The sequence below is a fragment of the Pseudoalteromonas sp. APAL1 genome, assembly GCF_021532475.1.
GTDB lineage: Bacteria > Pseudomonadota > Gammaproteobacteria > Enterobacterales > Alteromonadaceae > Pseudoalteromonas > Pseudoalteromonas lipolytica_C.
The window spans coordinates 34,872-57,530 of the sequence record NZ_JAKGAW010000023.1 but is presented as its reverse complement, the minus strand read 5'-3'; the positions used below and the strand labels follow the sequence as shown (position 1 = coordinate 57,530).

General features: G+C 40.4%; 18 protein-coding genes. 11 read left to right on the top strand and 7 right to left on the bottom strand.

Annotated elements, in window-relative coordinates:
• The first annotated feature begins 20 nt into the window (after nucleotides 1-20).
• From astB to L1264_RS12540, 3 genes are all read left to right on the top strand, one after another.
• Nucleotides 21-1,364 carry an N-succinylarginine dihydrolase gene (gene astB / locus L1264_RS12550; RefSeq protein ID WP_199527527.1) on the top strand — a complete coding sequence of 448 codons (1,344 nt, stop codon included), beginning with the start codon at nucleotides 21-23 and terminating at the stop codon, nucleotides 1,362-1,364.
• Nucleotides 1,365-1,367: 3 nt separating this feature from the next.
• On the top strand, nucleotides 1,368-1,877 hold the full coding sequence (locus tag L1264_RS12545) for a GNAT family N-acetyltransferase (protein WP_199527526.1): 510 nt from the start codon (nucleotides 1,368-1,370) through the stop codon (nucleotides 1,875-1,877).
• 97 nt (nucleotides 1,878-1,974) lie between these two features.
• Entirely contained in the window at nucleotides 1,975-3,663 is a 1,689-nt protein-coding gene (locus tag L1264_RS12540) for a methyl-accepting chemotaxis protein (protein ID WP_199527525.1), read from the top strand.
• A 37-nt stretch (nucleotides 3,664-3,700) separates the two neighbouring features.
• Here the strand turns inward: L1264_RS12540 and L1264_RS12535 are convergent, their stop codons facing one another.
• The gene (locus L1264_RS12535; protein WP_138558229.1) at nucleotides 3,701-4,141 is read right to left on the bottom strand and encodes a hypothetical protein; all 441 of its coding nucleotides are present in this window, start codon (nucleotides 4,139-4,141) and stop codon (nucleotides 3,701-3,703) included.
• Nucleotides 4,142-4,368: 227 nt separating this feature from the next.
• On the opposite strand from L1264_RS12535, the gene L1264_RS12530 reads away from it, so the two are divergent.
• Together L1264_RS12530 and L1264_RS12525 are read left to right on the top strand one after the other, a co-directional pair.
• Entirely contained in the window at nucleotides 4,369-5,367 is a 999-nt protein-coding gene (locus tag L1264_RS12530; protein WP_199527524.1) for a DUF4382 domain-containing protein, read from the top strand.
• Between the two features lie 117 nt (nucleotides 5,368-5,484).
• On the top strand, nucleotides 5,485-7,080 hold the full coding sequence (locus tag L1264_RS12525) for a carboxylesterase/lipase family protein (RefSeq protein WP_199527523.1): 1,596 nt from the start codon (nucleotides 5,485-5,487) through the stop codon (nucleotides 7,078-7,080).
• A gap of 32 nt (nucleotides 7,081-7,112) precedes the next feature.
• Here the strand turns inward: L1264_RS12525 and L1264_RS12520 are convergent, their stop codons facing one another.
• The 3 genes from L1264_RS12520 to L1264_RS12510 all read right to left on the bottom strand — a co-directional run bounded on the left by L1264_RS12520 (nucleotide 7,113) and on the right by L1264_RS12510 (nucleotide 9,545).
• Nucleotides 7,113-7,832, bottom strand: a complete 720-nt coding sequence (locus L1264_RS12520) for an SIR2 family NAD-dependent protein deacylase (protein WP_199527522.1) — start codon at nucleotides 7,830-7,832, stop codon at nucleotides 7,113-7,115.
• A complete protein-coding gene (locus L1264_RS12515) occupies nucleotides 7,829-8,851 on the bottom strand; it encodes a Kelch repeat-containing protein (protein WP_199527521.1) in 1,023 nt (340 codons plus the stop codon). The genes L1264_RS12520 and L1264_RS12515 overlap by 4 nt, the downstream gene beginning before the upstream one ends.
• A gap of 64 nt (nucleotides 8,852-8,915) precedes the next feature.
• Entirely contained in the window at nucleotides 8,916-9,545 is a 630-nt protein-coding gene (locus L1264_RS12510; protein WP_199527520.1) for an NAD(P)-dependent oxidoreductase, read from the bottom strand.
• A 102-nt stretch (nucleotides 9,546-9,647) separates the two neighbouring features.
• On the opposite strand from L1264_RS12510, the gene L1264_RS12505 reads away from it, so the two are divergent.
• Both L1264_RS12505 and L1264_RS12500 read left to right on the top strand, forming a co-directional pair.
• Nucleotides 9,648-10,532, top strand: a complete 885-nt coding sequence (locus tag L1264_RS12505; protein ID WP_199527519.1) for a LysR family transcriptional regulator — start codon at nucleotides 9,648-9,650, stop codon at nucleotides 10,530-10,532.
• A 46-nt stretch (nucleotides 10,533-10,578) separates the two neighbouring features.
• Nucleotides 10,579-10,830, top strand: a complete 252-nt coding sequence (locus tag L1264_RS12500; RefSeq protein WP_135926818.1) for a TIGR03643 family protein — start codon at nucleotides 10,579-10,581, stop codon at nucleotides 10,828-10,830.
• A gap of 2 nt (nucleotides 10,831-10,832) precedes the next feature.
• On the opposite strand, the gene L1264_RS12495 is transcribed toward L1264_RS12500, so the two are convergent.
• The 3 genes from L1264_RS12495 to L1264_RS12480 all read right to left on the bottom strand — a co-directional run bounded on the left by L1264_RS12495 (nucleotide 10,833) and on the right by L1264_RS12480 (nucleotide 14,026).
• Nucleotides 10,833-12,149: a methyl-accepting chemotaxis protein gene (locus L1264_RS12495; RefSeq protein ID WP_199527518.1), complete on the bottom strand. Its 1,317-nt coding sequence runs from the start codon at nucleotides 12,147-12,149 to the stop codon at nucleotides 10,833-10,835.
• 208 nt (nucleotides 12,150-12,357) lie between these two features.
• Complete coding sequence (locus tag L1264_RS21505; protein ID WP_328256099.1) at nucleotides 12,358-13,674, bottom strand: methyl-accepting chemotaxis protein; 1,317 nt, start codon at nucleotides 13,672-13,674, stop codon at nucleotides 12,358-12,360.
• A 97-nt stretch (nucleotides 13,675-13,771) separates the two neighbouring features.
• Entirely contained in the window at nucleotides 13,772-14,026 is a 255-nt protein-coding gene (locus L1264_RS12480) for a YfhL family 4Fe-4S dicluster ferredoxin (RefSeq protein WP_135926816.1), read from the bottom strand.
• Between the two features lie 602 nt (nucleotides 14,027-14,628).
• Between L1264_RS12480 and L1264_RS12475 the strand changes: the two genes are divergently transcribed.
• The 4 genes from L1264_RS12475 to L1264_RS12460 all read left to right on the top strand — a co-directional run bounded on the left by L1264_RS12475 (nucleotide 14,629) and on the right by L1264_RS12460 (nucleotide 22,653).
• On the top strand, nucleotides 14,629-17,601 hold the full coding sequence (locus L1264_RS12475) for a TonB-dependent receptor (RefSeq protein WP_235404056.1): 2,973 nt from the start codon (nucleotides 14,629-14,631) through the stop codon (nucleotides 17,599-17,601).
• A 207-nt stretch (nucleotides 17,602-17,808) separates the two neighbouring features.
• Nucleotides 17,809-19,347 (top strand): tryptophan halogenase family protein, encoded by a 1,539-nt coding sequence (locus L1264_RS12470; protein WP_235404054.1) that lies wholly within the window; start codon nucleotides 17,809-17,811, stop codon nucleotides 19,345-19,347.
• The gene (locus L1264_RS12465; protein ID WP_235404052.1) at nucleotides 19,344-20,831 is read left to right on the top strand and encodes a tryptophan halogenase family protein; all 1,488 of its coding nucleotides are present in this window, start codon (nucleotides 19,344-19,346) and stop codon (nucleotides 20,829-20,831) included. The genes L1264_RS12470 and L1264_RS12465 overlap by 4 nt, the downstream gene beginning before the upstream one ends.
• A gap of 493 nt (nucleotides 20,832-21,324) precedes the next feature.
• A complete protein-coding gene (locus tag L1264_RS12460; RefSeq protein WP_063527689.1) occupies nucleotides 21,325-22,653 on the top strand; it encodes a GH1 family beta-glucosidase in 1,329 nt (442 codons plus the stop codon).
• Nucleotides 22,654-22,659 lie beyond the last annotated feature (6 nt).

The following is a 22,659-nucleotide window of genomic DNA, read 5'->3' as shown; positions in this document are numbered from 1 at the left end:
ACAACAATGATGGAATAAGTATGCACGCAGTAGAAGTAAACTTTGATGGCTTAGTGGGGCCTACTCACAATTACGCGGGATTATCGTATGGCAATGTCGCTTCACTAAGTCACGCCTCTTCGCATTCAAACCCCAAAGAGGCCGTGCTACAAGGCCTTGAAAAAATGAAGGCGATGCACGAATTAGGTCTAGAGCAAGGTATTTTTGCTCCTCATGCTCGCCCCGACATTAACGTGCTAAAACGCCTAGGCTTTACAGGCAGCGATAAGCAAATTATCGAAAAAGCATTTAAGGCAGATCCGGTACTATTAAGAGCATGTTACAGTGCATCAGCAATGTGGACAGCCAATGCAGGAACAATTTCACCTTCTGCCGATACCCTTGATGGCAAAGTGCACTTTACAGCTGCTAACTTAAATAACAAATTTCACCGCTCACTAGAGCCCGTGACAACTACGGCATTGTTAAAAGCCATGTTTAACGACGAGCGTTATTTTAGCCATCATACTCACTTACCAGATCAAGGCTTTTTTGGTGATGAAGGCGCAGCAAACCATAATCGCCTATGCGACAGTCATGCAGATACAGGGCTTGAGCTTTTTATATATGGTGCAAGTAGTTTTAATAGTGCCTTACCAAAACCCGTTAAATTTCCTGCAAGACAAACACTTGAAGCTTCGCAAGCAATTGCCCGCTTACATCAACTAAAACCAGAAAATCAGTTATTTATTCAACAAAACCCTGATGTAATAGACCAAGGTGTATTCCATAACGATGTAATTGCGGTGGCTAATGGCAATGTACTTTTGTGTCATGAACAAGCATTTTTGAACCAGCCCAGCGCGCTTAAGCAAATTAAACAAGCTTACCTTGGCAATAAACCACTGCATATTATTGAGGTGCCAACCAATAAAGTAAGTATCACAGATGCCGTGAGCAGCTATTTGTTTAATAGTCAGTTGATCACTTTGGCTGATGGCAATATGTTACTTGTTGCCCCAAAAGAATGTCAGCGTAATCAGGCGGTACACGACTATATTCAAGAAATGGTTTTAGCGGATAATCCAGTTCAACAAGTACGCTTTTTTGATTTACGCCAAAGTATGCAAAATGGTGGCGGTCCTGCTTGTTTGCGCTTACGCGTTGCACTCAACAGTGATGAATTAGCAGCGGTCAATCCTGGAGTGCGTTTTAGCGAAGAAAAATATACCCAATTAGTGAGTTGGGCTAATAAGCATTACCGCGACTCTTTAAGTAGTGATGACTTTGCTGATCCACTGCTTTTAACCGAAAGCTATCAGGCACTTGATGAGTTAACCAGCTTACTTAACTTAGGCTCTGTGTATCCATTCCAACAAGAATAATTAATGAAAATTAAAGCAGTTCCTTCCATTAAAGGAGTGTCTAAATCACTCAATAGTTTACTGATTGATAGCGTTGCCAGTGGCGCATCAATTGGCTTTCTTGCCCCTTTATCATTAAAGTCAGCCCAAGACTATTGGCAAGGGGTCGATGCCGATTTAACGACCCCTTACCGTCGGCTTTACCTTGCCCTTGATGGTGATACGGTGATTGGTTCAGTGCAGCTTTCTTTGTGCGCCAAAGCCAATGGTGCTCATCGTGGCGAAGTAGAAAAGCTAATGGTACATAGCGAACATCAAGGTAAAGGCATCGCAAAGCAGCTAATGTCCAATCTAGAAAGCGATGCCTATACTCTAGGCATTAAGTTACTGGTACTTGATACTCGCCAAGGTGATACCGCCTCTTATCTCTATCGTAAACTTAATTATTTAGAGGCAGGCACAATCCCAGACTTTGCGAAAAGCTCAACAGGCGAGCTTGATGCTACCGTGTACTTTTATAAACAGCTTACGTAAATCGCTTAATAGACCTTTTCATATAACCATAAAGTCGACTAATAAAATTTTTTAATACCACTAAAATAGTATTGCGAATTTCTATTAGGAGCGATAAATGGCGCTATCAATAAAGGAACGGGTACTTTTTTTAGCCTTACTTCCCCCTTTGCTCATTGCGATTATGCTGACACTCTACAACTATGTGCAATCAAAACAAAGTGGCGCACAAACAGTAGAAAGTTTTGCTACACAAATGGAAAGCGATCGTAAATCTGAAGTCAGCAACTACCAAAAAATTGCCATGAGTTCAATTGCTCATCTAATAGCTCAAGATAATGGCTCTAATACTGAGGAGCTACAAGATAAGGCAAAAAGCATTTTACGTAACTTACGCTTTGATGATGCTGGTGATACAGGTTATGTATTTGTCTATGACGTTGAAGGCGTCAGCATTGCTCATGGCGTTAACGCCTCACTTGAGGGCAAAAACCTTTATGATTTTAAAGATCCTAATGGGGTTTATTTGATACGAGAGCTCATTGATGCCGCTAAAAGAGGCGGTGGCTATGTGCAGTATTCTTGGAAAAATACCAATGGTAGTGTGAATCCTAAACTCGGTTATGCCGCTTTAGTACCTAAATGGAATTGGGTACTAGGAACGGGTTTTTGGATCAGTGGCCTTGAACAACAAGTTGCAATGACAGAACAACGAGTTAATCAAGGTATCGATAATGCCTTTATAAACACAGTTATCGCTTCTGTATTCGCAGTAGCAATTACCGCAGCTATTGCAGTGGTGGTATCGCGCAGTATTACCAACCCTCTTCACACAACCGTGCTAGCAATGAACGATATATCACAAGGTGATGGTGATTTAACCCAACGATTAATGGTTAAACGAGACGATGAGCTCGGCAAACTTGGCAGTTCATTTAACCGCTTTGCTGATGACGTGGGTAAAATGGTTATTGATATTCGCCAATCATCGCAATCGATGAATCAAGCGTCACATAAACTCAACGAGCTTCTTGCCAATATGCATGCTGGTATTAATCGTCAACATGAAGAAAGTGAGCAAGTTGCAACGGCAATAAACGAAATGTCGGCAGCGTCAATGGAAGTCGCACGAAGCGCCCAAGAAGCATCAACTGCAGCAGAACATGCCGATCACCTAGTAAAACAGGCTAATAACCAGTTACTTATCGCTATCAAAGTAATTAACGGCCTTGCTAAGCAAGTTGATGAAGGTGCCAATGCGGTTGATCAGCTAAATCAGCAATCTAGCCAAATTGGCAGTGTACTCGATGTGATCCGAAATATTGCAGAGCAAACTAATTTACTGGCACTTAATGCAGCAATTGAATCGGCACGTGCTGGCGAAGCTGGCCGAGGCTTTGCGGTGGTCGCTGATGAAGTGCGTACCCTTGCCAAGCGAACTCAAGATAGTACCCACGAAATAGAGGCAATGATTGAGCAGGTTCAACAAGGAACAACAACTGTAAACAGCATTATGCAATCAATAAAATCAGGAAGTGCAACCAGTGTGAACGAAGCAAGCGAAGTCGAAAAAGCGCTCAATGAAGTACTGCTTTCGGTTAATACTATCACCTCGCAGAATGCACAAATTGCCACTGCCGCTGAAGAGCAAACTTCAGTTTCAGAAGCGATTAATCAAAACATGACCACTATTGTTGATATTGCCAACAAGACTGCTAATGATACCGATATTGCGACCTCATATATGGATGAATTAAATAACACCGCAACGCAGTTAGAACAGAATGTAAGTCGATATAAAACTTAAATATTTAACGATTGTTAAGCAGGTAAAAATAGCCTGCTTAACAAAAATCATTGGTTTTTTGTAACGTTTTTAGCCAGTCAAACAAGTCGTTATCATAACGTTTTAGTCGCTGTTGGTGCTTATCATTTAGACTATAAAAAGGTGCTATACATATACGCTTCTCAGCCATAACTATCACAGTACGAATGCCTAACACTGAATAGTGATGAATCGACTGTACTTTTTTTGCATCCATTTGACGGCATTGTCCTAGTAAATTACGGTAATGCACACCATGGCGGCACACAGTAAAATTACGTTTAGAGTTAACAACTAACAAACCTAATAACAGCGAAATGCCGCAAACTAAAAAACTAAAAATAAAACTACTCACTTCTGCTTTGCTATTAATAAAACCCACCAATAAAAGCATGTTAAGTGCACTTAACAGTGCAAAGCTCCTAGATTCATAGCGTTTCTCTAAATCGATGACTGTCATTCTTGTTCCTAAGATTTTATTTTTTGCCATGTTGACAACAAAATGTGGAAGAAAAATGGATTTGTTCATTATTGAGATTTTATTTGCCAGTTTTTATTAAACCGCCTTTCACTAGCTTTTAAAAAGGTACAAACGCGCGGATCTTAACTCAGTTAAAGCAATTCAACTTACATTAAGTTTTGGTGACTAGACTATTAATAAATTTTTAGAACACAAGGGAAGAAACAATGAACTTCAAAACTACATTACTTAGCAGCGCCGTTTTATTTGCACTTGTTGGTTGTGGCTCAGACAACGACAAAAAAGAAACTGTAGATCCGCAGCCACAAACTGCGCAATTCACGCTTGGAGTTTCTGACGCACCAGTAACAGGTTTAAAAGCTGTGAATGTTGTGTTCAATTCAATCACGCTTAAAAGCCAAGGTGGTGAAGAGTTCACTTTCGAAACTCGTGAGCAAGATGATGAAACCATGCCTGAAATGGTTAACTTACTAGATTATACAGGTGATGACATTTTCTCATTATTAGAAGATGAAGAAGTGCCAGCAGGTGATTATCAATGGATCCGTGCCGATGTTATTAATGGCGACACAAACGATTTAACTATGACATCGCATGTTGTGTATGAAGATGACAGCATTGCACCACTTGTTGTTAAACGTAAAGGCAACGATGGTATTGGTGAAATCCAACTTGATGGCTTCACACTTAACCAAGCTGGTAATGATTTTGTTCTTGAGTTTGACCTTAAAAAGTCATTAGTTGACCCACAAAATAGCGACGAGATCTTCTTAAAACCTCGCGGTGTGAGATTAGAAAACTTAGCTGAATCGCAAGACATTGAAGGCACGGTAAGCGAAGAGCTAATCGCATTTTGTGAAACAGATAACATAGACATTGCAATGACTGATGGCTCGTTTGGTCACGCTGTTTATCTATACAACAGCGATATAGAAATGCCAATGGACAACTACGAAGTAAGCGAAGACGACACGCCCGCTGATGCACCACTTGCAACCGCTAACGTTGTTTTCGATAACGAAGATAACCAATACGAATTTGAACTTGCGTTTGTAAAACCAGGTGACTACCAACTAGCTTACACCTGTGCAGCACATATTGATGATGCCGAAACTCAAGACGAAGCATTTAATCTTTATCAAGTTAAACCAATTACAGTCACAGCAGGTGAAGATTTAGACGTATCTTTTACTGTTTCTGAATAAAGTTATTATAACTTTCTTACCAGCATAGCCTCCCCTTGAAGCTATGCTGGTTTTCTCGTTGTTACTATATGAATATGTTAATATTATAAGCCTTACCTAAACAGCCTAGGCTTTGTTATGACATCGCGTATTCTAAAATCGATTTTTTACTCATCTTTTCTATTAGGTTCTGCCGTATTTTTGCAAGGCTGCCAAGAACAACCTCAATCTGATCATATCGCCGTCACTGGTGGGCTTATTCAAGGGCAGCATCAAGGGCGATTTATTGCGTATAAAGGCATTCCCTATGCAGCAGCTCCAGTGGGAGAGTTACGCTGGCGAGCACCGCAACCTGTGCCAAAGTGGCAAGATGTAAAGGTACTGAGCGATTACGCCCCAGACTGCATGCAAAAGCCGTTTGCAGCAGATGCTGCACCGCTTACAACAACTCCTTCGGAAGACTGCCTTTATCTAAATGTATTTAAACCGACTAAACACAGCGATACACCTTACCCTGTAGTCGTCTGGATACACGGCGGTGGCTTTGTAAATGGCGGCGCATCACCCGCTGTTTACTCAGGTGAAAGCTTTGCTAAACAAGGGATTATTTTTGTTAGCTTTAATTATCGATTAGGCCGATTTGGCTTTTTTGCTCACCCTGCACTTGCTCGTTTTGAAAACGATGCATTGGGTAACTACGCATTAATGGATCAAATTGCGGCTCTTGAGTGGGTGAAACAGAATATTGCTCAATTTGGTGGTGATGCTTCAAAAGTGACACTGATGGGAGAATCTGCTGGCGGTGCATCGGTACACGCGATGATGCAAACTCCTGCAGCAAATAACTTATTTCAACAAGCGATTATTATGTCTGCTGGCGGGCGCGAGTTATTTAACGAGTTGCCACTTTATAGCAATGACGACTCAGTATTAAGCGCCGAAAAAATTGGTGAAAACTTTGCCAAGCAACACACTATCTTAGGTAGTGATAAGAATGCGCTGGCGGCACTACGTGAATTATCTGCTGAAGAAGTCGTTGGAAACCTCAACCTAAGTACATTAAACAAACAAAGTACTAATGAGTCTACTTACGTAGGTGGGCCAATCATTGATGGCATCATCATAAATGCTTCAACTGAAGCACGCTTGAGTAAAGGCACATTCAGCCATGTTGCTACCATGGTCGGCACAACTGATATGGATTTAGGCTTTGCAAACTATTCTTCAAAAGAGGCGCTATTTGAAAGTTTTGCTCCTCACTCGATACAAGCCAAAATGGCTTACGATGCACAAGGCGACACCCCACTGCCAATAATTAATTACCAAGTCGGACAGGATGCTTTAATGCAAGAGCCAGCAAGGTTCGTTGCAAAGCGTGTGACAGATATGGGTAATGATGCCTTCTTGTATCGTTTTGGTTATGTAGCGCAAACCTTAGATAAACCCGGTGCTGAACACGCCAGCGAGATTCCGTATTTTTTTAATACTGTGGCAGCGAAATATGGCCATGTTACCACTGAGCAGGATAAGCAAGCTGCTAAAATAATGCACCGTTATGTGACTAATTTTATTAAATTAGGCACCCCCAATGGCCCAGGCCTACCAACATGGCAAGCTTATAAAAATGATGAGTCTTTTATTCTGCAAATGAGTAAATCAGGGACTGCAGAATTTTTACCAGATCCCTTACAAGCGCGGTTAAACATCACAGCAATAAAAGCTGAACAACAATAATGAAATAAGGCGCTAAATTAAGCGCCTTATTTTTATCCCTGCTGCTGGATATATTCAAGCGCAGTCATTTTTTGGTATGTCACATTAGGATGAAATACATGGGTAGGTTCGGGGTCAACTACTTCAATGGGTATGCCCTGGCTGCGTGCTATATCGAGTGCCATTTGGGTAATATTGACGCTAAAAGAGGTGCCTATAAACACAATTTTATCGGCATCGAGCATACGCTGTTGCGCCTCAGAAATTCGATAAAGTTCAGTGTAGTACTCATCAAATAACAACACGTAAGGCTTAAACGACTCGTTGAGCTTGGGGCTTTCATTATTGATATTGAACACCTCAAGCAATGAGTTGTGTAGGTTGTCTTCGTTAACTTTATCCCACGGCGCATTGAAGGCCATCACATCATCACCTTGATGGTGAAACAGTGTCATTTGATCCAAACGACCATGAATAGCAATATAATCCGTGTTACCGGCTTTGCCATCGAGGCCATCAATATTTTGTGTAATAAGGTTTTTATCGCTCAACCAATGATGCACCTCATTGGGCCCATGGTGTCGATACGTTGCAAAACGATGATAATACCAAGCTAAAAATTCTCGCGGATTGTTTTCGTACATGGCGCGGGTTGCCATTTCCATTGGCGTATAATTTTCACTGCCTATGGTCCAAAATCCATCTTCGCCACGAAAGGTCGGTATACCGCTTGCGGCACTGACTCCGGCACCTGTGATATAAAGTGTATTCATAGTGATAATTCAACCTTATAGCCAAGTGCATCGGCAGTCACTTGTTGATTATTGTCCATACCACCAATACGGTACAAACTACCTTGATGCTCTAATAAACCACGATGATCCATACTTGCAGTTTTAGCTTTTGGCATCATTTGCCAATTGTTTTTATCAACATCAAAACGCCAAACATGATTACTCGCCGGTGCTGGCTTCCCGTTGTATCCGATGCCATTGTAATTATATGGGTTTGCAGAACCGCCCAACATATAGATATCACCATTAAAACTGGTTGCAGCCATACGATAGTGGGCAACACCTGTTGGATGTGGCAGGGTACGCCAATCTATTTTTAATGGATTATTAGCATCAATAGTGCCTTTTAAACACTGTGCAACCGCAGCAAAAGAACGACGTTTATCTGCATTGGCCTGCGTTTTTACACCATCACACACTAAAATTGTGTTGCCACTAATTGCCGCTGCTTGGCCAAATACTGGCTGGCCTAAAAATGGCGAAGCCTGTTGCCAAGTATCTGTTTTGGTGTCATAAACCTGTACTAAGTTAACATTACCATCGTTATGCCAACCACTGACTAAATAGATGTAACGTTGTTGGTATGAAAGCGCCACACTGTCATCAACAGGCACGGGCATATTGGCGAGTTGCGTGTAAGAATTCGTAAGTACATCGTAGCGATATACATCAGGGGTAGAAATTTCTTGATGATCCGCACTTACAGTATAGCCACCAAATATATAGGCGTGTTTACCAACACCCACTGCGGTGCTCGCTAAACGTCCAACAAGAGGCTGGCTACTCGGTACCGCTTTTGCTGTTCGCCATGCCGACTCACCAACTTTGAGTACCCATACTTTATTGTGAATATCATGGTGTGCTTTCCCTTTTCCTATTCCCATAAAACTTAGGAAATAAGCTTGTTCATTTACAACAACTTTAGCGACAGCATTATTTGCAACTGCTTCGGGTAAGGCAGGAATTGTTGCAAGCGCAACAGAAAATAATAGGCTCATATCATGATAAAATCAGCTAAAAAACATCGCATAAGAATACCATTTTATGAGCCTGAGAAAAGTATCAATAAGCGATACTTATACGTTGATTTAAATGCGCTGCAGACTGCGCTTCATCAAGCATTGCTTTCGCATAGTCGGTTACTGATATTTTGCTTTCGCCGTTGGCATCAGTAAAGAAGCTATCACCACCAACACGGTATGGGCGCTCTGACTCACCAGGATAAATAACCGCAGCTGGTGATACAAACGTCCATGGCGTATCTGTTGTTGACGCTTTAAATACTTCAAGTGCTTCGCCTTGAGCGATTGCTTCTGCTTTGTATTCAGCAGGAAAATCAGGGCTTGATACAAGCGTTACACCCGGTGCAACTTCTAAGCTACCTGCACCACCCACCCATAAAATACGCGTGCCAGTACCGGCAAATGCATTCAGCAATTGCTGTGCTGTGTTTGCTACAATTTCATGGTTACCTAATGCGCGACCACCAATTGCCGCAATAACAACATCACTACCTGCAGCAGCACTTGCAATATCGTCTTTTGTTAAATCAAATTCAGTTACAGTAACGTTATCTTGGGTTACTTTACTTGCGTCTCTAACTAATGCATTTACTTGATGACCACGTGCTAATGCTTCTGATGTAATGTGGCTGCCAATCCAACCTGTTGCGCCAATAACTGCTAATTTCATGAGGAATTCTCCGTTGTTTGTTTCAATGATGGCAGTTTACTTGTTCACTATTTACTGATAAATACACTATATAGATACACATTGCTTCACTTTAAGATACCAATGGATAAACTCAACTCAATTACTAGCTTTGTCGAAGTTGCCCGCACAGGCAGCTTTACTCAGGCCGCTAAGCACTTAGGTTTAAGCAGATTACAAGTTTCTAGGCATATTCAAGATATTGAAAAGTGGCTAAATTTAAGGTTGTTTCATCGCACAACACGAAAAGTCAGTTTAACTCTTCAAGGCGAAGAGGCCCTTAGCTATTGCCAGCAAATACTCAATCAAGTGTCTGACTTACAAAGCCGAGCACATAGCCACAACAACGAATTGGTGGGTACCATTCGAGTTGCCTCTCCGATTGGGCTTGGCCAACATAAACTGTTTGATGCCATTGAACAGTTCACCAAGCGCCATCCACAGACGCGATTTGAACTGTTACTCTCAGATAGTTTATCGCAGCTGGTTGATGACCGCGTTGATATCGCTTTGCGTTATATCCACCAGCCCGATGAAGGACTTATTGCCCGTAAGCTAATGTATATCGCAACCGCAGTGTGTGCATCAAACGACTATTTAGCTGCGAGCCCACCGATTAATGAGCCAAATGACTTAACTGCACATAATTGCCTTATTCATAACAGACACACTATTTGGCAATTTCAACGCGACGACAACACTCAAAAAGTGACTGTTAAGGGCAACATTGTTGCCAATGATATGGGTGTGCTTTTAAAAGCAGCAAAACAAGGAATGGGGGTGGCTCATTTACCCTGCGATCTCGCCAATAACTATTTAGCATCAGGTGAGCTTACTAAAGTGCTACCAGAGCATACAACTATAGGCTCTCATTTATGGGCGGTGTACTTATCGCGTAACTTCCAACAAAATGTGGTCAGAGCGTTCATCGACTTTTTAGCTGAGCACTGGCAACACGATATCTTATAATCCAAATCTGCTGCATGTACGTATAAGCAAACAAAAAGGAGTCGTAATGCAGCACTTAGATCATGAAATATCACGCATCATAGAGATGGCGTGGGAAGACAGAACCCCGTTTGAAGCAATAAACCAGCAATTTGGTTTAAATGAAAAAAGCGTTATCGCGTTAATGCGTGAACAATTAACAAGCTCGAGCTTTAAACTTTGGCGAAAACGCGCAGCAGGTAGGCAAACCAAACACTTAAAACTACGAAACCCTGATATCACTCGCGGCTACTGTAAAACCCAGTACAAACATCGATAACGCTACTTGAGTTGTTCAGCAAACTGCCCAACAGCATCGACAACTTTTTGAGCGCCATTTTGTATATCGGCCATCACTTTTCCTGACTCAGTAGCAAGGCTGAAACTTTGTTCTGCCTTGCTTTTACCTAATTGAATGACTCCAACTGTATTTTGTGTAAGCACACGGTTTTGTTGCACCACATCTACAATCTCAATGGTTGCGCTTGAAGTTCTGCGGGCAAGTTGTCTTACTTCATCAGCAACCACAGCAAACCCTCTGCCTTGTTCGCCTGCACGAGCAGCCTCAATTGCAGCATTTAATGCTAATAGATTGGTTTGGTCGGCTATACTCCCTATGCTTTGCACAAGTGAAGCTATTTGTTGCGATTGCTTATCAAGGGCAGCCATTTCTTGCGCTGCTTGTTCCATTTGTTTTGCTAGCGCATCCATAACTTGCACCATGTTATGCAATACTTCAGCACCTTGCTGAGCAATCTTGTCGGTTTCTGTGGAAGTGCTATAGGCTATATCTGCGGCCTGAGAAATAGCCATTTCAAGCTTTACTTGTTCTGTAATGACAGTGGCAAACTTTACAACCTTATAAAGTTCACCTTGCTCATTAAAGATCGGATTATAAGTTGCCTCAAGCCATACAGGATCACCTTGCTTATCGACACGTTTAAAGCGTGAAGCAATAAATTCACCTTGTTGTAGCTTTTGCCAAAAGTCGGCATATTGATTAGAGCCAACTTCATCAGATTCACAAAACATACTATGATGCTTACCAATAATTTCTTGTGCTGTGTAACCAACCCCCGCTAAAAATTGCTCATTTGCTTTAAGCACATAACCATTTAAATCAAATTCAATCACAGCCATTGAGCGATGGATTGCCTTCACTAAATCCTGATTTTCACGGGAGGTTTCAATGGTCCGCGTCAATACGCTTGCATGCAGAGTAATTTTTTGAAATTGCTTATCTTTGTTAACAACACGGTGTAAAAATACACGCAACCATACTGGGCTATTTTTTGCGTTTATAAGCTGTACAGCTCCCACCCAAACGGTTTGTTCATATAGCGCTTGCTTAAAAAGTTCAAAGTGGGGTGTTTTTCGGGCAGCATCAGGGACAAAATCAAGTAAAGATTTGCCAAGCAATTGTTTTTCAGAATACCCAAGCTCAGTTAATACGTGCTCATTAACCGAGAGGATATAGCCATCTTCATCAAGCTCTAAAGTAAACATACTCTGGTCTAAAGTATCTTTTACTTGCATAACACTAAATAATTCATTCTCTAAATCGGCAATTCTATTCTTCAATGGCTGAGTAAAAAACATGGCTCTTCTCACCTTAAAATCATATGAAAACAACACAGAGCAGTACTCTAAGAACTACATGAGCTGTAACTTTTAATGATTTTAGCCGAATTGAATGAATAAAAACTCAGCTTTTACGACAATAAGAAGTTTCTTGGGTGAAAATAAGAAATAATTTAATTTTTTGAAATAATAAAAAACCTAGTAAAACTAGGCTAAGCATATAAGACTATTTAAGTTTGTTTACAAACTGACCAATTGTATCAACCACCTGTTGAGCGCCATGCTGAATATCTTCCATCACTTTACCCGAGTCATTTGACAACGAGAGCCCTTGCTCAGCTTGTATCTTACCTTCTTCTATCACTTTTACGGTGTTTTTGGTTAGTGACTGGTTGTGTTGTACTACATCAACAATTTCTTCAGTCGCTTTTGAGGTTCTTGAAGCTAACTGCCTTACTTCATCAGCAACCACAGCAAATCCTCGCCCTTGGTCACCTGCTCTAGCCGCTTCAATTGCAGCATTAAGCGCTAGTAAATTGGTTTGTTCAGCAATACTACTAATACTTTCTACGATATTTGAAATTTGCTGTGACTGCTTATCGAGCGCCGTTATTTCCTCTGCAGCTTGCTCCATTTGCTGAGCAAGATCTGCCATCACCTTCATCGTGTTACGCAAAACATCAGCTCCTTGCTGAGCCAGTTTGTCCGTCTCAACCGATGTGCTGTAAGCTATTTCTGCAGCTTGCGTGGTTGCCAGTTCACGGTTTACTTGTTCAGTAATAACCGTTGCAAACTTCATAACTTTATATTGCTCACCAAAATCATTAAAAATAGGATTGTATGACGCTTCAAGCCACACGGTATTACCGTACCGGTCAACACGCTTGAAACGATCAGCAATAAATTCTCCTCGCCTTAATTGCTGCCAAAACTGCGCATATTCAGGTGACTCCACAACCTCTGATTCACAAAAAATACGGTGATGCTTGCCAACAATCTCTTCTTTCTTATAACCCATAGAATCTAAGAACAGCTGGTTTGCATTAATGACATTTCCTTCAAGATCAAATTCAATAACAGCCATTGAGCGGTTTATCGCATTAATAACATCACTATTTTCACGAGATGTGGCAATTACATCCGTACATACAGAACCATAAATAGCATAATAATTAAATTCACCATGCTCATTTAAAACTGGTTGAACAATAATACACAGCCACTCAACCTGCCCATCATAACGAGCAACCTGCATTTGCCCTACCCAGTGTCGTTGATTTGCAAGTGCATTGTTTAAGTCTGAAAACTGATAACTATTGCGTGATTGAGGGGTTATAATTGTTTGAAAAGGAGCATCAATTAACTTTTCATGTGGATAACCAAACTCATTTAAAAAGTTTTGATTCATATAAGAAATCGTACGATCTTTACGAAGTTTCAATACCAGCATTTCTTCATCAATGCCTGAAATAAGGCCCTTGAGTGGATGGAGCTCAGCATTTAATGCTGCTATTTCATTTTGTAAAGCTTTGTTGAACCACATATAACGCCCTAGATTAAATCACTAACATATTGTTGTTAATGTGATTGTAGAACATTCAGTATGAGATGCTAGTTTTGGGCACTTATATCGATAAGGATTAGCAAGCCTGTGAAGTTAATTTGACATACTTGTCGGCTAATTCATCTAGTGACTCTCGGTGATTTGGATCTGGCTTAATGCAGTCAATTGGACACACACTCACACAGGTAGGATTATCATAATGCCCAACACATTCAGTGCATTTGTTAGGGTCAATTTGATATATCTTCGCCCCCATATAAATAGCCTCATTCGGGCACTCAGGATCACACATGTCGCAGTTAATACATTTGTTATTGATGAGTAATGCCATGACACACCTTTAAGCACGATGATGGAGTATTGCCTTTAAAAGCTAATCTAGAATTCAAAAAGCAGCGAAAATTGCAGCCGCGTAATATAGATGGCTGCGAATGAAGTTTCTTTGATCTAGATCAAACGACAAGCCACTCTGGAAAAGTAATTACTTTGGCCGACAATTCACTTAACCATAAACAATTGCAAACTCCTTAAGTACACTTTAACAGAAGCAAGTTTGCTTATTTAAAACCCTAAAAAGAGCCAACTCATTTTTACTATCCGTTATTTAAAAACACTGTATTTCATATAGTTACCATCTTGACTTCACTTTTTAAGCTCCTGAAATAAAAACAGTTTTTAAATATTTCGTTGCGATAGAAGCTGTCAAAACCGACCCATTCCTCGTTTAATTTTCACACAACTTTTTTAACAATTTATTGATATAGCTGTTGACGTAAACTGCAAATCACACTACCCTTTTCTGGAAGCGCTTTCATAAGGGCGATTTTTAACCTCTTTATGGTAGCGCTTCCAGATGCATTTAATAATCTATTTTCGACAACAATATCATGCCCTAATTGCATGAATAACAATGATAAAAATGAGGGAAACCTGATGCCAAGCCATAACTTCAAAAGAACAAAGTTAGCTTCTAGCTTATCTTTGCTTTTAGGTGCTAGCACCTGCTTTTCTGCCTATGCAGAGCAGTCTGAACACAACGATGACATTGAAGTCATTCAAGTAACAGGATTTAAAGGAAGTATTAAAGAATCAACCCAATTAAAGCGCTACTCTTCAGGTGTTGTTGATGCTATTTCATCAGAAGATATAGGTAAATTCCCAGATACTAACCTAGCAGAATCTTTGCAACGTATTACAGGTGTATCGATAGACCGTAGTAATGGTGAAGGCTCAAAAGTAACAGTACGTGGTTTTGGTCCAGACTATAATATGGTGACTTTAAATGGGCGTACTATGCCAGCAGCCTCACTTCCTGCTGGCGGTGGCTCTCCAAATTCTCGTGCATATGATTTTGCTAATTTGGCATCAGAAAGTGTTAAGTCAGTTGAAGTCTATAAAACCGGAAAAGCAAATATTGCATCAGGTGGTATTGGGGCCACAATAAACATTAATACTGCCCGCCCTCTAGACAATCCAGGTTTAATTACCAATGTTGGTGTAAAAGCTATGCACGATACAACTAATCGTGTCGGCGATGATATTACACCAGAAATCTCAGGTATCTTTAGTTGGACTGACGAAGAAGCGAAGTTTGGTGTATCACTTACTGCAAGCGTTCAAAAACGTGATAGTTCGGCAGCAGGTGCTTTTGTTAACGAATGGAGAACGACTGCATACGACGGCACAATTCCTCAATCTGCAGATGACATCATCATCGAAAATGCACCTGCAATGGGGCAATATTATTCAATGCCTTCCGATCTTCGTTACACAATCGCCGATCGTGAACGCACTCGAACAAACGCGCAGCTAACACTGCAATATAGTCCTGTAGAGTCACTTACCGCAACTCTTGATTACACCTACTCTCAACAAGAGTTATTCGAGTCACGTGCTGAGCAGTCAATCTGGATGGATAACTATAAAACGCACTTAATCTTTGATGACAATGCGGTTAAAACACCAATCTACTATAAAGAAGAACGCCGCGATCTATCAACGCGTGATCTAGGCTTAGCGTTACAAGAGCTCAATCAACTTAATAAAAATGACTCTATTGGTCTTAATCTTGATTACTTTGTAAATGACCAACTCAGTTTTGTATTTGATGCGCATAGTTCAAAAGCAACGAGTGAGCCCGATGCGCCTTATGGCAGCTGGGTAAATGCAGGGTTAGGAGCGAATATTGTCGCTTCTCAAGAAGTCGATTTTAGTCGTGATTTACCCTCTATGGTGATTGATTTTGATGATTGTAGTCGTACTAATTTAAACTGTAATGGAGTGTTAGACCAAGATGACGTTGGTACTTCTATACTTGATTCTAACTTTGCACGCCAAGAATCAACGGTTGATGAATTCCGATTACTTGGTAAATATGAAATTGAGTCAGGGGTAATAGACTTTGGTATTGAGTCACGCTCAATGGAAAGTCACTCATTGCAGTCACTTACTCGTAATACGATGGGTAACTGGGGTATCGAAAACCCTGGTGAGTTACCTGATGGCTACCTTGACCCGACAAATTTCTTAAGTGAATTAGATGGCTACAATACCTCAGGTTCATTTGATCAAGGTTTCACTGGCAGTGCGTCAGAAATTGGTTATTGGGCAGCAAGCCAATACGGGTTTAATTTTGCTGCAGATGGCGCATTTGCAACAAATCGTACTATTAAAGAAGATATTCAAGCTGCATTTGTACAATATAAGCATCAAGGTGAAATTGGTGATATGCCATTTAACCTCTTAGTTGGTGCTCGTTACGAAACCACAGATATCACATCAACAGCAAATATTGACTTACCAAATGCAGTCGCTTGGGAAGGTAATAACGATTTTAATGTGCGATATGGCACTGACAAACAAGATTACTCTCTAAGCTCTGATTATAATCACTTTCTACCTAGTATCGATTTTGATATTAACGTGGTTGATGATGTAAAAATTCGTGCTTCATATAGCACCACAATCGCACGACCTACTTATGATAATTTAAGCTCTGCAGCAACGGTTGGAGTACCAACGGGGCCAAGTTTAATTCCAGGTACCACTAATGCACCAGCTTCAACCGGTAACCCAGGCTTAGTACCGCTTGAATCGGATAATATCGATATTTCAGCTGAGTGGTACTACAGCGATGTTAGTTATGTTTCTGTCGGTTATTACAATAAAAAAGTTGATAATTTTATTGGTTTAACACCAATGACTCAAAATTACTATGACTTACGAGATGTTTCAGCAGGTCCCCGCGCTCAAGCAGCAAAAGCTGAACTAGAGGCTAGAGGTCTTGCCGTTACTGACTCAAACCTATTCCAAATGGTTGCGGCTATGGAAAATGGAGTTGCTTTTGATTCAATGACTTATGAAGAATTTGAAGCAGCCTACGATATCTTGCCTAACAGCGATGATCCACTAATGGAATTTACAGCTCAAGTTCCTACTAACAATAAAGACGCAAAAATTGACGGATATGAATTTGCTATCCAACATTTCTTTGGTGATTCGGGCTTTGGTATTCAAGCAAACTACACGATTGTAAATGGCGATGTTGACTTTAATGTCGCAGCAGATCCTACGACAACGCAGTTTGCATTAGTAGGTCTAAGTGACACAGCTAACTTAATTGCAATGTACGAAAATGATAAGTTTCAAGCTCGTATAGCCTATAACTGGCGTGATAAATTCTTAAACAATGCAGCTCGCTATGTAAATGAACCTGCATTTACTGAAGAGTATTACCAGGTCGATTTTAATGTAGCTTATAACTATAGTGAGAAACTCTCTTTCTTTTTAGAGGGAATTAACATTACAGAGCAAGACAACCGCCAACATGGACGATACAAAGCGCAGTTATGGAATTTAGACAAAAATGGTGCTCGCTACAATTTAGGTGTACGTTATAACTTCTAAGCTATTGCTGAAGCAAGAGCATACGGTCTAATAGCAATTTACTTAATATGTGGGCTCTTGGGGATAGAAAGGCGTTATTATTTAGTTATTCTTAATTAGATATTTTTAACGCTAATAGCGTCAATTTAGATCCCTAAAAGTTCACGATTAGCGTGGATTGATAAAAAGCCGCTCCTATTGAAGCGGCTTTATATTTAAAGTAAGCATATGAGCAAAATAATTAATAATATTGTGATCATTGGCGGTGGCGCTGCGGGGTGGCTTACAGCCGGATTACTAGCCAAAGAACATCCACATCTTCCTATCACTCTCATTGAATCTACTGATATTGGTATTTCTGGTGTTGGTGAAGGCACATGGCCGTCAATGCGAAATACATTACAACGAATTGGGATCAAAGAAACTGACTTTTTACATCAATGTGATGCGTCCTTTAAACAAGGTTCAAAGTTCATCAATTGGCGAGGGGAACAGCAAAGAGATAACTATTATCACCCTTTTATGATTCCTGAAGGCTACTATGAATATGATGTTCATGCTGCTTGGAAGCAATTATTTTCTCAGCAAAAATTTGCTGATGCTATGAATATGCAAAGCTTTATTTGCCAAGCAGCACTAGCGCCAAAACAGATTAATACACCACAGTATGCTGGTGTTACAAATTACGGCTATCATTTAGACGCTCATAAATTTGCACGCTTTTTAACACAGCATTGTGTAAGTACGCTTAACGTAAAGCATATTGTTGATAATGTGATTTGTGCAAATAACGATGAGCAAGACTACATTAAAAGTGTCAGCACACAGCATAATGGAGCGATAACAGGTGACTTATTTATTGACTGTTCAGGTAGTCAAGGGCTATTAATCGCCAAGCATTATCAAATCCCGTTTTTAGATCAAAGCCACATTCTATTTAATAACATAGCTGTAGCAGCCCAAATACCATACGAAAGCCAATCTCAAAATATTGCCTCTGCGACATTATCAACTGCACAATCCGCAGGTTGGATTTGGGATATAGGTTTACCAACCAGACGCGGAATTGGCTATACATTTAGCGATAAATATTGTGACGAAGCAAGCGCAATAGAAACACTAAAAAGTTACGCGGCACAAACGATAGGCACTCAACAAGCAAACACGATTGAAACACGAACACTTCGTTTTACCCCGGGTTACAGAGAAATATTTTGGCATAAAAACTGTGTCGCGATTGGCATGTCACAAGGGTTTATAGAACCATTAGAGGCATCTGCGTTAGCCATGGTTGAACTTAGTATCAGTATGCTAAGTGAGCAAATGCCTGTAGACCAAGATCACATGCAGTTATTGAGTACCCGGTTTAATAAACGTTTTAAATACCGCTGGGAGCAAGTCATTAACTTCCTAAAAGTTCATTATGTATTGAGTAATCGTGATGATAATGGTTATTGGCATGCTAACCGCAACCCTAATAGTATCCCACTTGAATTACAGAACTTGTTAACACTGTGGCAGTATCAAGCACCCAGCCGATTTGATTTGTTCGAAAATGAAGAAATCTTTTCTTCTGCAAGTTATCAATATGTGCTGTACGGTATGGGGTTTGAAACCAGTCTAACCACAAAACTTGATGGCCAAAAGTGCCACAAAGCAGAACAACTATACCAACTCAACCGCAACAAGATTGCACAATACTTACAAAAATTACCCACTAATCGACTGTTATTAGAACAATTACAAGGGAGTAAGGTGGCAACATGAGACAACAATCAATTAAACAGGTGATCATAGCTGGCGGCGGAACTGCCGGTTGGATGACCGCAGCTGCGTTAGCCAAATTACTAAATAAAGATATTAAAGTCAGCTTAGTTGAATCGGACGACATTGGCACCGTAGGTGTTGGCGAAGCAACCATTCCACCTATTCGTACCTTTCATAAATTACTAGGTATTGATGAAAAACTTTTTATGAAAGCTACCCAAGCAACCTTTAAATTGGGGATCAGCTTCGAGAACTGGCACAAGCCACAAAGTGACTATATTCACTCATTTGGTATGACAGGTAAAGAATGTTGGGCTGGCGAGTTTCATCATTTTTGGTTACATGCAAAAAAAATGGGGAATAAAGACGACTTTGGAGATTACTGCTATGAATTACAAGCAGCTAAACAGGGGAAATTTGGTATTAGCCCTCATAACCCAATTAATTATGCATTTCATATGGATGCTAGCCGTTATGCGGCATTCTTACGAGAGTTCGCAGAAAATCTAGGTGTAAAACGCTTTGAGGGCAAAATTGAACGAGTAAATAAACATGCTGATAATGGCTTTATAAAGAGTTTATTGCTCGATGACGGCACAGAGATAACGGGTGACTTCTTTATTGATTGCACTGGTTTTAAAGGTTTACTGATAGAGCAAGCCTTACATACTGGTTATGAAGACTGGTCACATCTATTACCTTGCGATAGAGCAGTAGCAGTTCAAACGAAAGGGACACCCGAAATCGCTCCTTACACGCGTTCCATTGCTCATCAATCAGGTTGGCAATGGCAAATTCCTTTACAAAATAGAGTTGGCAATGGCTTAGTCTATTGTAGCCGTTATTTATCAGACCATGATGCAACTCAGTTATTATTAAATAATCTAAGCAGTGAAACTCTCACCGAACCAAAAATTATCAAATTTAAAACAGGCCGAAGACGCAAGGGTTGGAACAAAAACTGTTTAGCGCTGGGCCTTGCCAGTGGTTTTTTAGAGCCTCTTGAATCAACCAGTATCCACCTCATCATGACTGGGATTATTCGCTTTATGCGATTATTTCCTTTTACAGGCATAACCCAGCACGCTATTGATGAATACAATAAACAATTACAGTCAGAGCTTGAAAGTATTCGTGACTTTATTGTTTTGCATTACAAAGTCACCGATAGGGATGACAGTGAATTTTGGCAGCATTGTAAAACAATGGAAATACCTAAGTCACTTGCCCATAAAGTCGCATTGTTTAAAGAGACTGGACGAGTTTTCTTAGATGATGGTGATATTTTCCGCGTCGACTCTTGGGTGCAAGTCATGCTTGGGCAAGGCATAATGCCAGAGCAATACCATCACGTAGCTTCTTTGATGAATGATCAAGAGTTAAGCCGATTTATGCAGGGGATCAAACAGCAAATAGCGCAACGCTTACAACAATTACCGACACATAGAGCGTTTATTGAACAATACTGCCCTGTTGATACTTAAGTCTAAAAAAAGCATTACTATTGCCAAAATATTTATAATTAAACAAACTGTAAAGCCGCATCAAAAATGTCGGCTTTACCTTAATTGCAAGCTAAATGATGTCTCTTTTGACGATACTTATAAGCGTTAAACTTTCCTAACAATTGAAGAGCTGAGCGTGCTGGCTGTAAAAAGTTAAAGCTAGCAACATAATACAGCACCTAGCTTAGTTACGTCGTTATTAGCTCTTAAATTAGCGCTAAAGTTATAAAACCAACAAACCATTAACCTATTAATTATTAAAAGATAAAGCAGATTTTCACTGTATATTTCGGGCTAAATAAAATAAACGGTTGACCGTTTGCAGATTAGCCTCTAACCTAAATATGGAAGCGCTACCACAAAACACCAAACTCCCTATGGGTTATTACGGCAATTTTATGGAAGCGCTACCATAAAATTTTAAATTTAGCCGCAAGATTTACTTGCTCTTGTTTACCAAAGGTTTCATTTCATGACTCAGCTCACGTTACCAAAAAACTCAACAATGCTTAGCAAAGACTTTATCTATGGCGTTGCGACAGCTTCGTTTCAAATAGAGGGAGCTGCCGATAAGCGCCTTCCATGTATTTGGGACACCTTTTGCGCGACTCCAGGAAAAATCGCTGATAACTCAAATGGTAATTTCGCTTGCGAGCATGTTAAAAAATGGAAAGATGATATTGAACTAATCGACTCTTTGGGTGTAGATGCTTACCGTCTTTCTATTTCATGGCCAAGAGTCATAAAATTAGATGGCACTTTAAATCAAGAAGGTATTAACTTTTACATTAATATTTTAGACGAGTTAATGCGTCGAAATATTAAAGCATTCGTCACTTTATACCACTGGGATTTACCACAGCATTTAGAGGATAAAGGCGGCTGGTTAAATCGCGAAACTGCTTATGAATTTGCGCATTATGTAGACCTAGTTAGTCAGGCCTTATCAGGAAAAGTCTATTCATACGCGACCTTGAATGAACCTTTCTGCAGCTCTTATTTAGGCTATGAAATTGGTGTTCATGCGCCAGGGATCAAAGGCCGAGAATTTGGACGTAAAGCTGCCCACCACTTGCTGCTTGCACATGGCTTAGCTATGAAAGTACTAAATAAAAATAGCCCAGAGTCACTTAACGGTATCGTACTTAACTTTACTCCTTGTTATCCTGTATCGTCTAGCGAAGCCGATTTAGCTGCAACAGCTTTTGCTGATGACTACATAAACCAATGGTATATGAAACCTGTAATGCAAGGAGCTTACCCTGACATTATCGAACAGTTGCCAGCCGCTCATAGACCTGACATTCTAGCTGGCGATATGGAGATTATTTGCCAACCATTAGACTTCTTGGGCGTTAACTTTTATACCCGATTACGTTATGAAGCAAGTGACACTGATTATTATCATGAACTGCCTCATCAAGCGCCAATGACAGATATCGGCTGGGAGATATATCCACCAGCATTGACTGAGTTATTAGTCTCTTTACATGAAAAATATGAGTTACCGCCAATCTATATCACTGAAAATGGCGCTGCGATGGCTGACAAAATGGTAGATGGAGAGGTAAACGATCAAGACCGTGTTGACTATTATAATGCACACCTAAATGCTGTGAATGACGCAATATTACAAGGCGTAAACATGGCTGGCTACTTTGCATGGAGCTTAATGGATAATTTCGAGTGGGCAGAAGGTTATTCAAAACGCTTCGGAATTGTTCATGTTGATTACGATACACAAGTACGAACAGTAAAGCTAAGCGGTAAAGCATATAGTCAGTTAATCACGCGCCGATAATAAGAC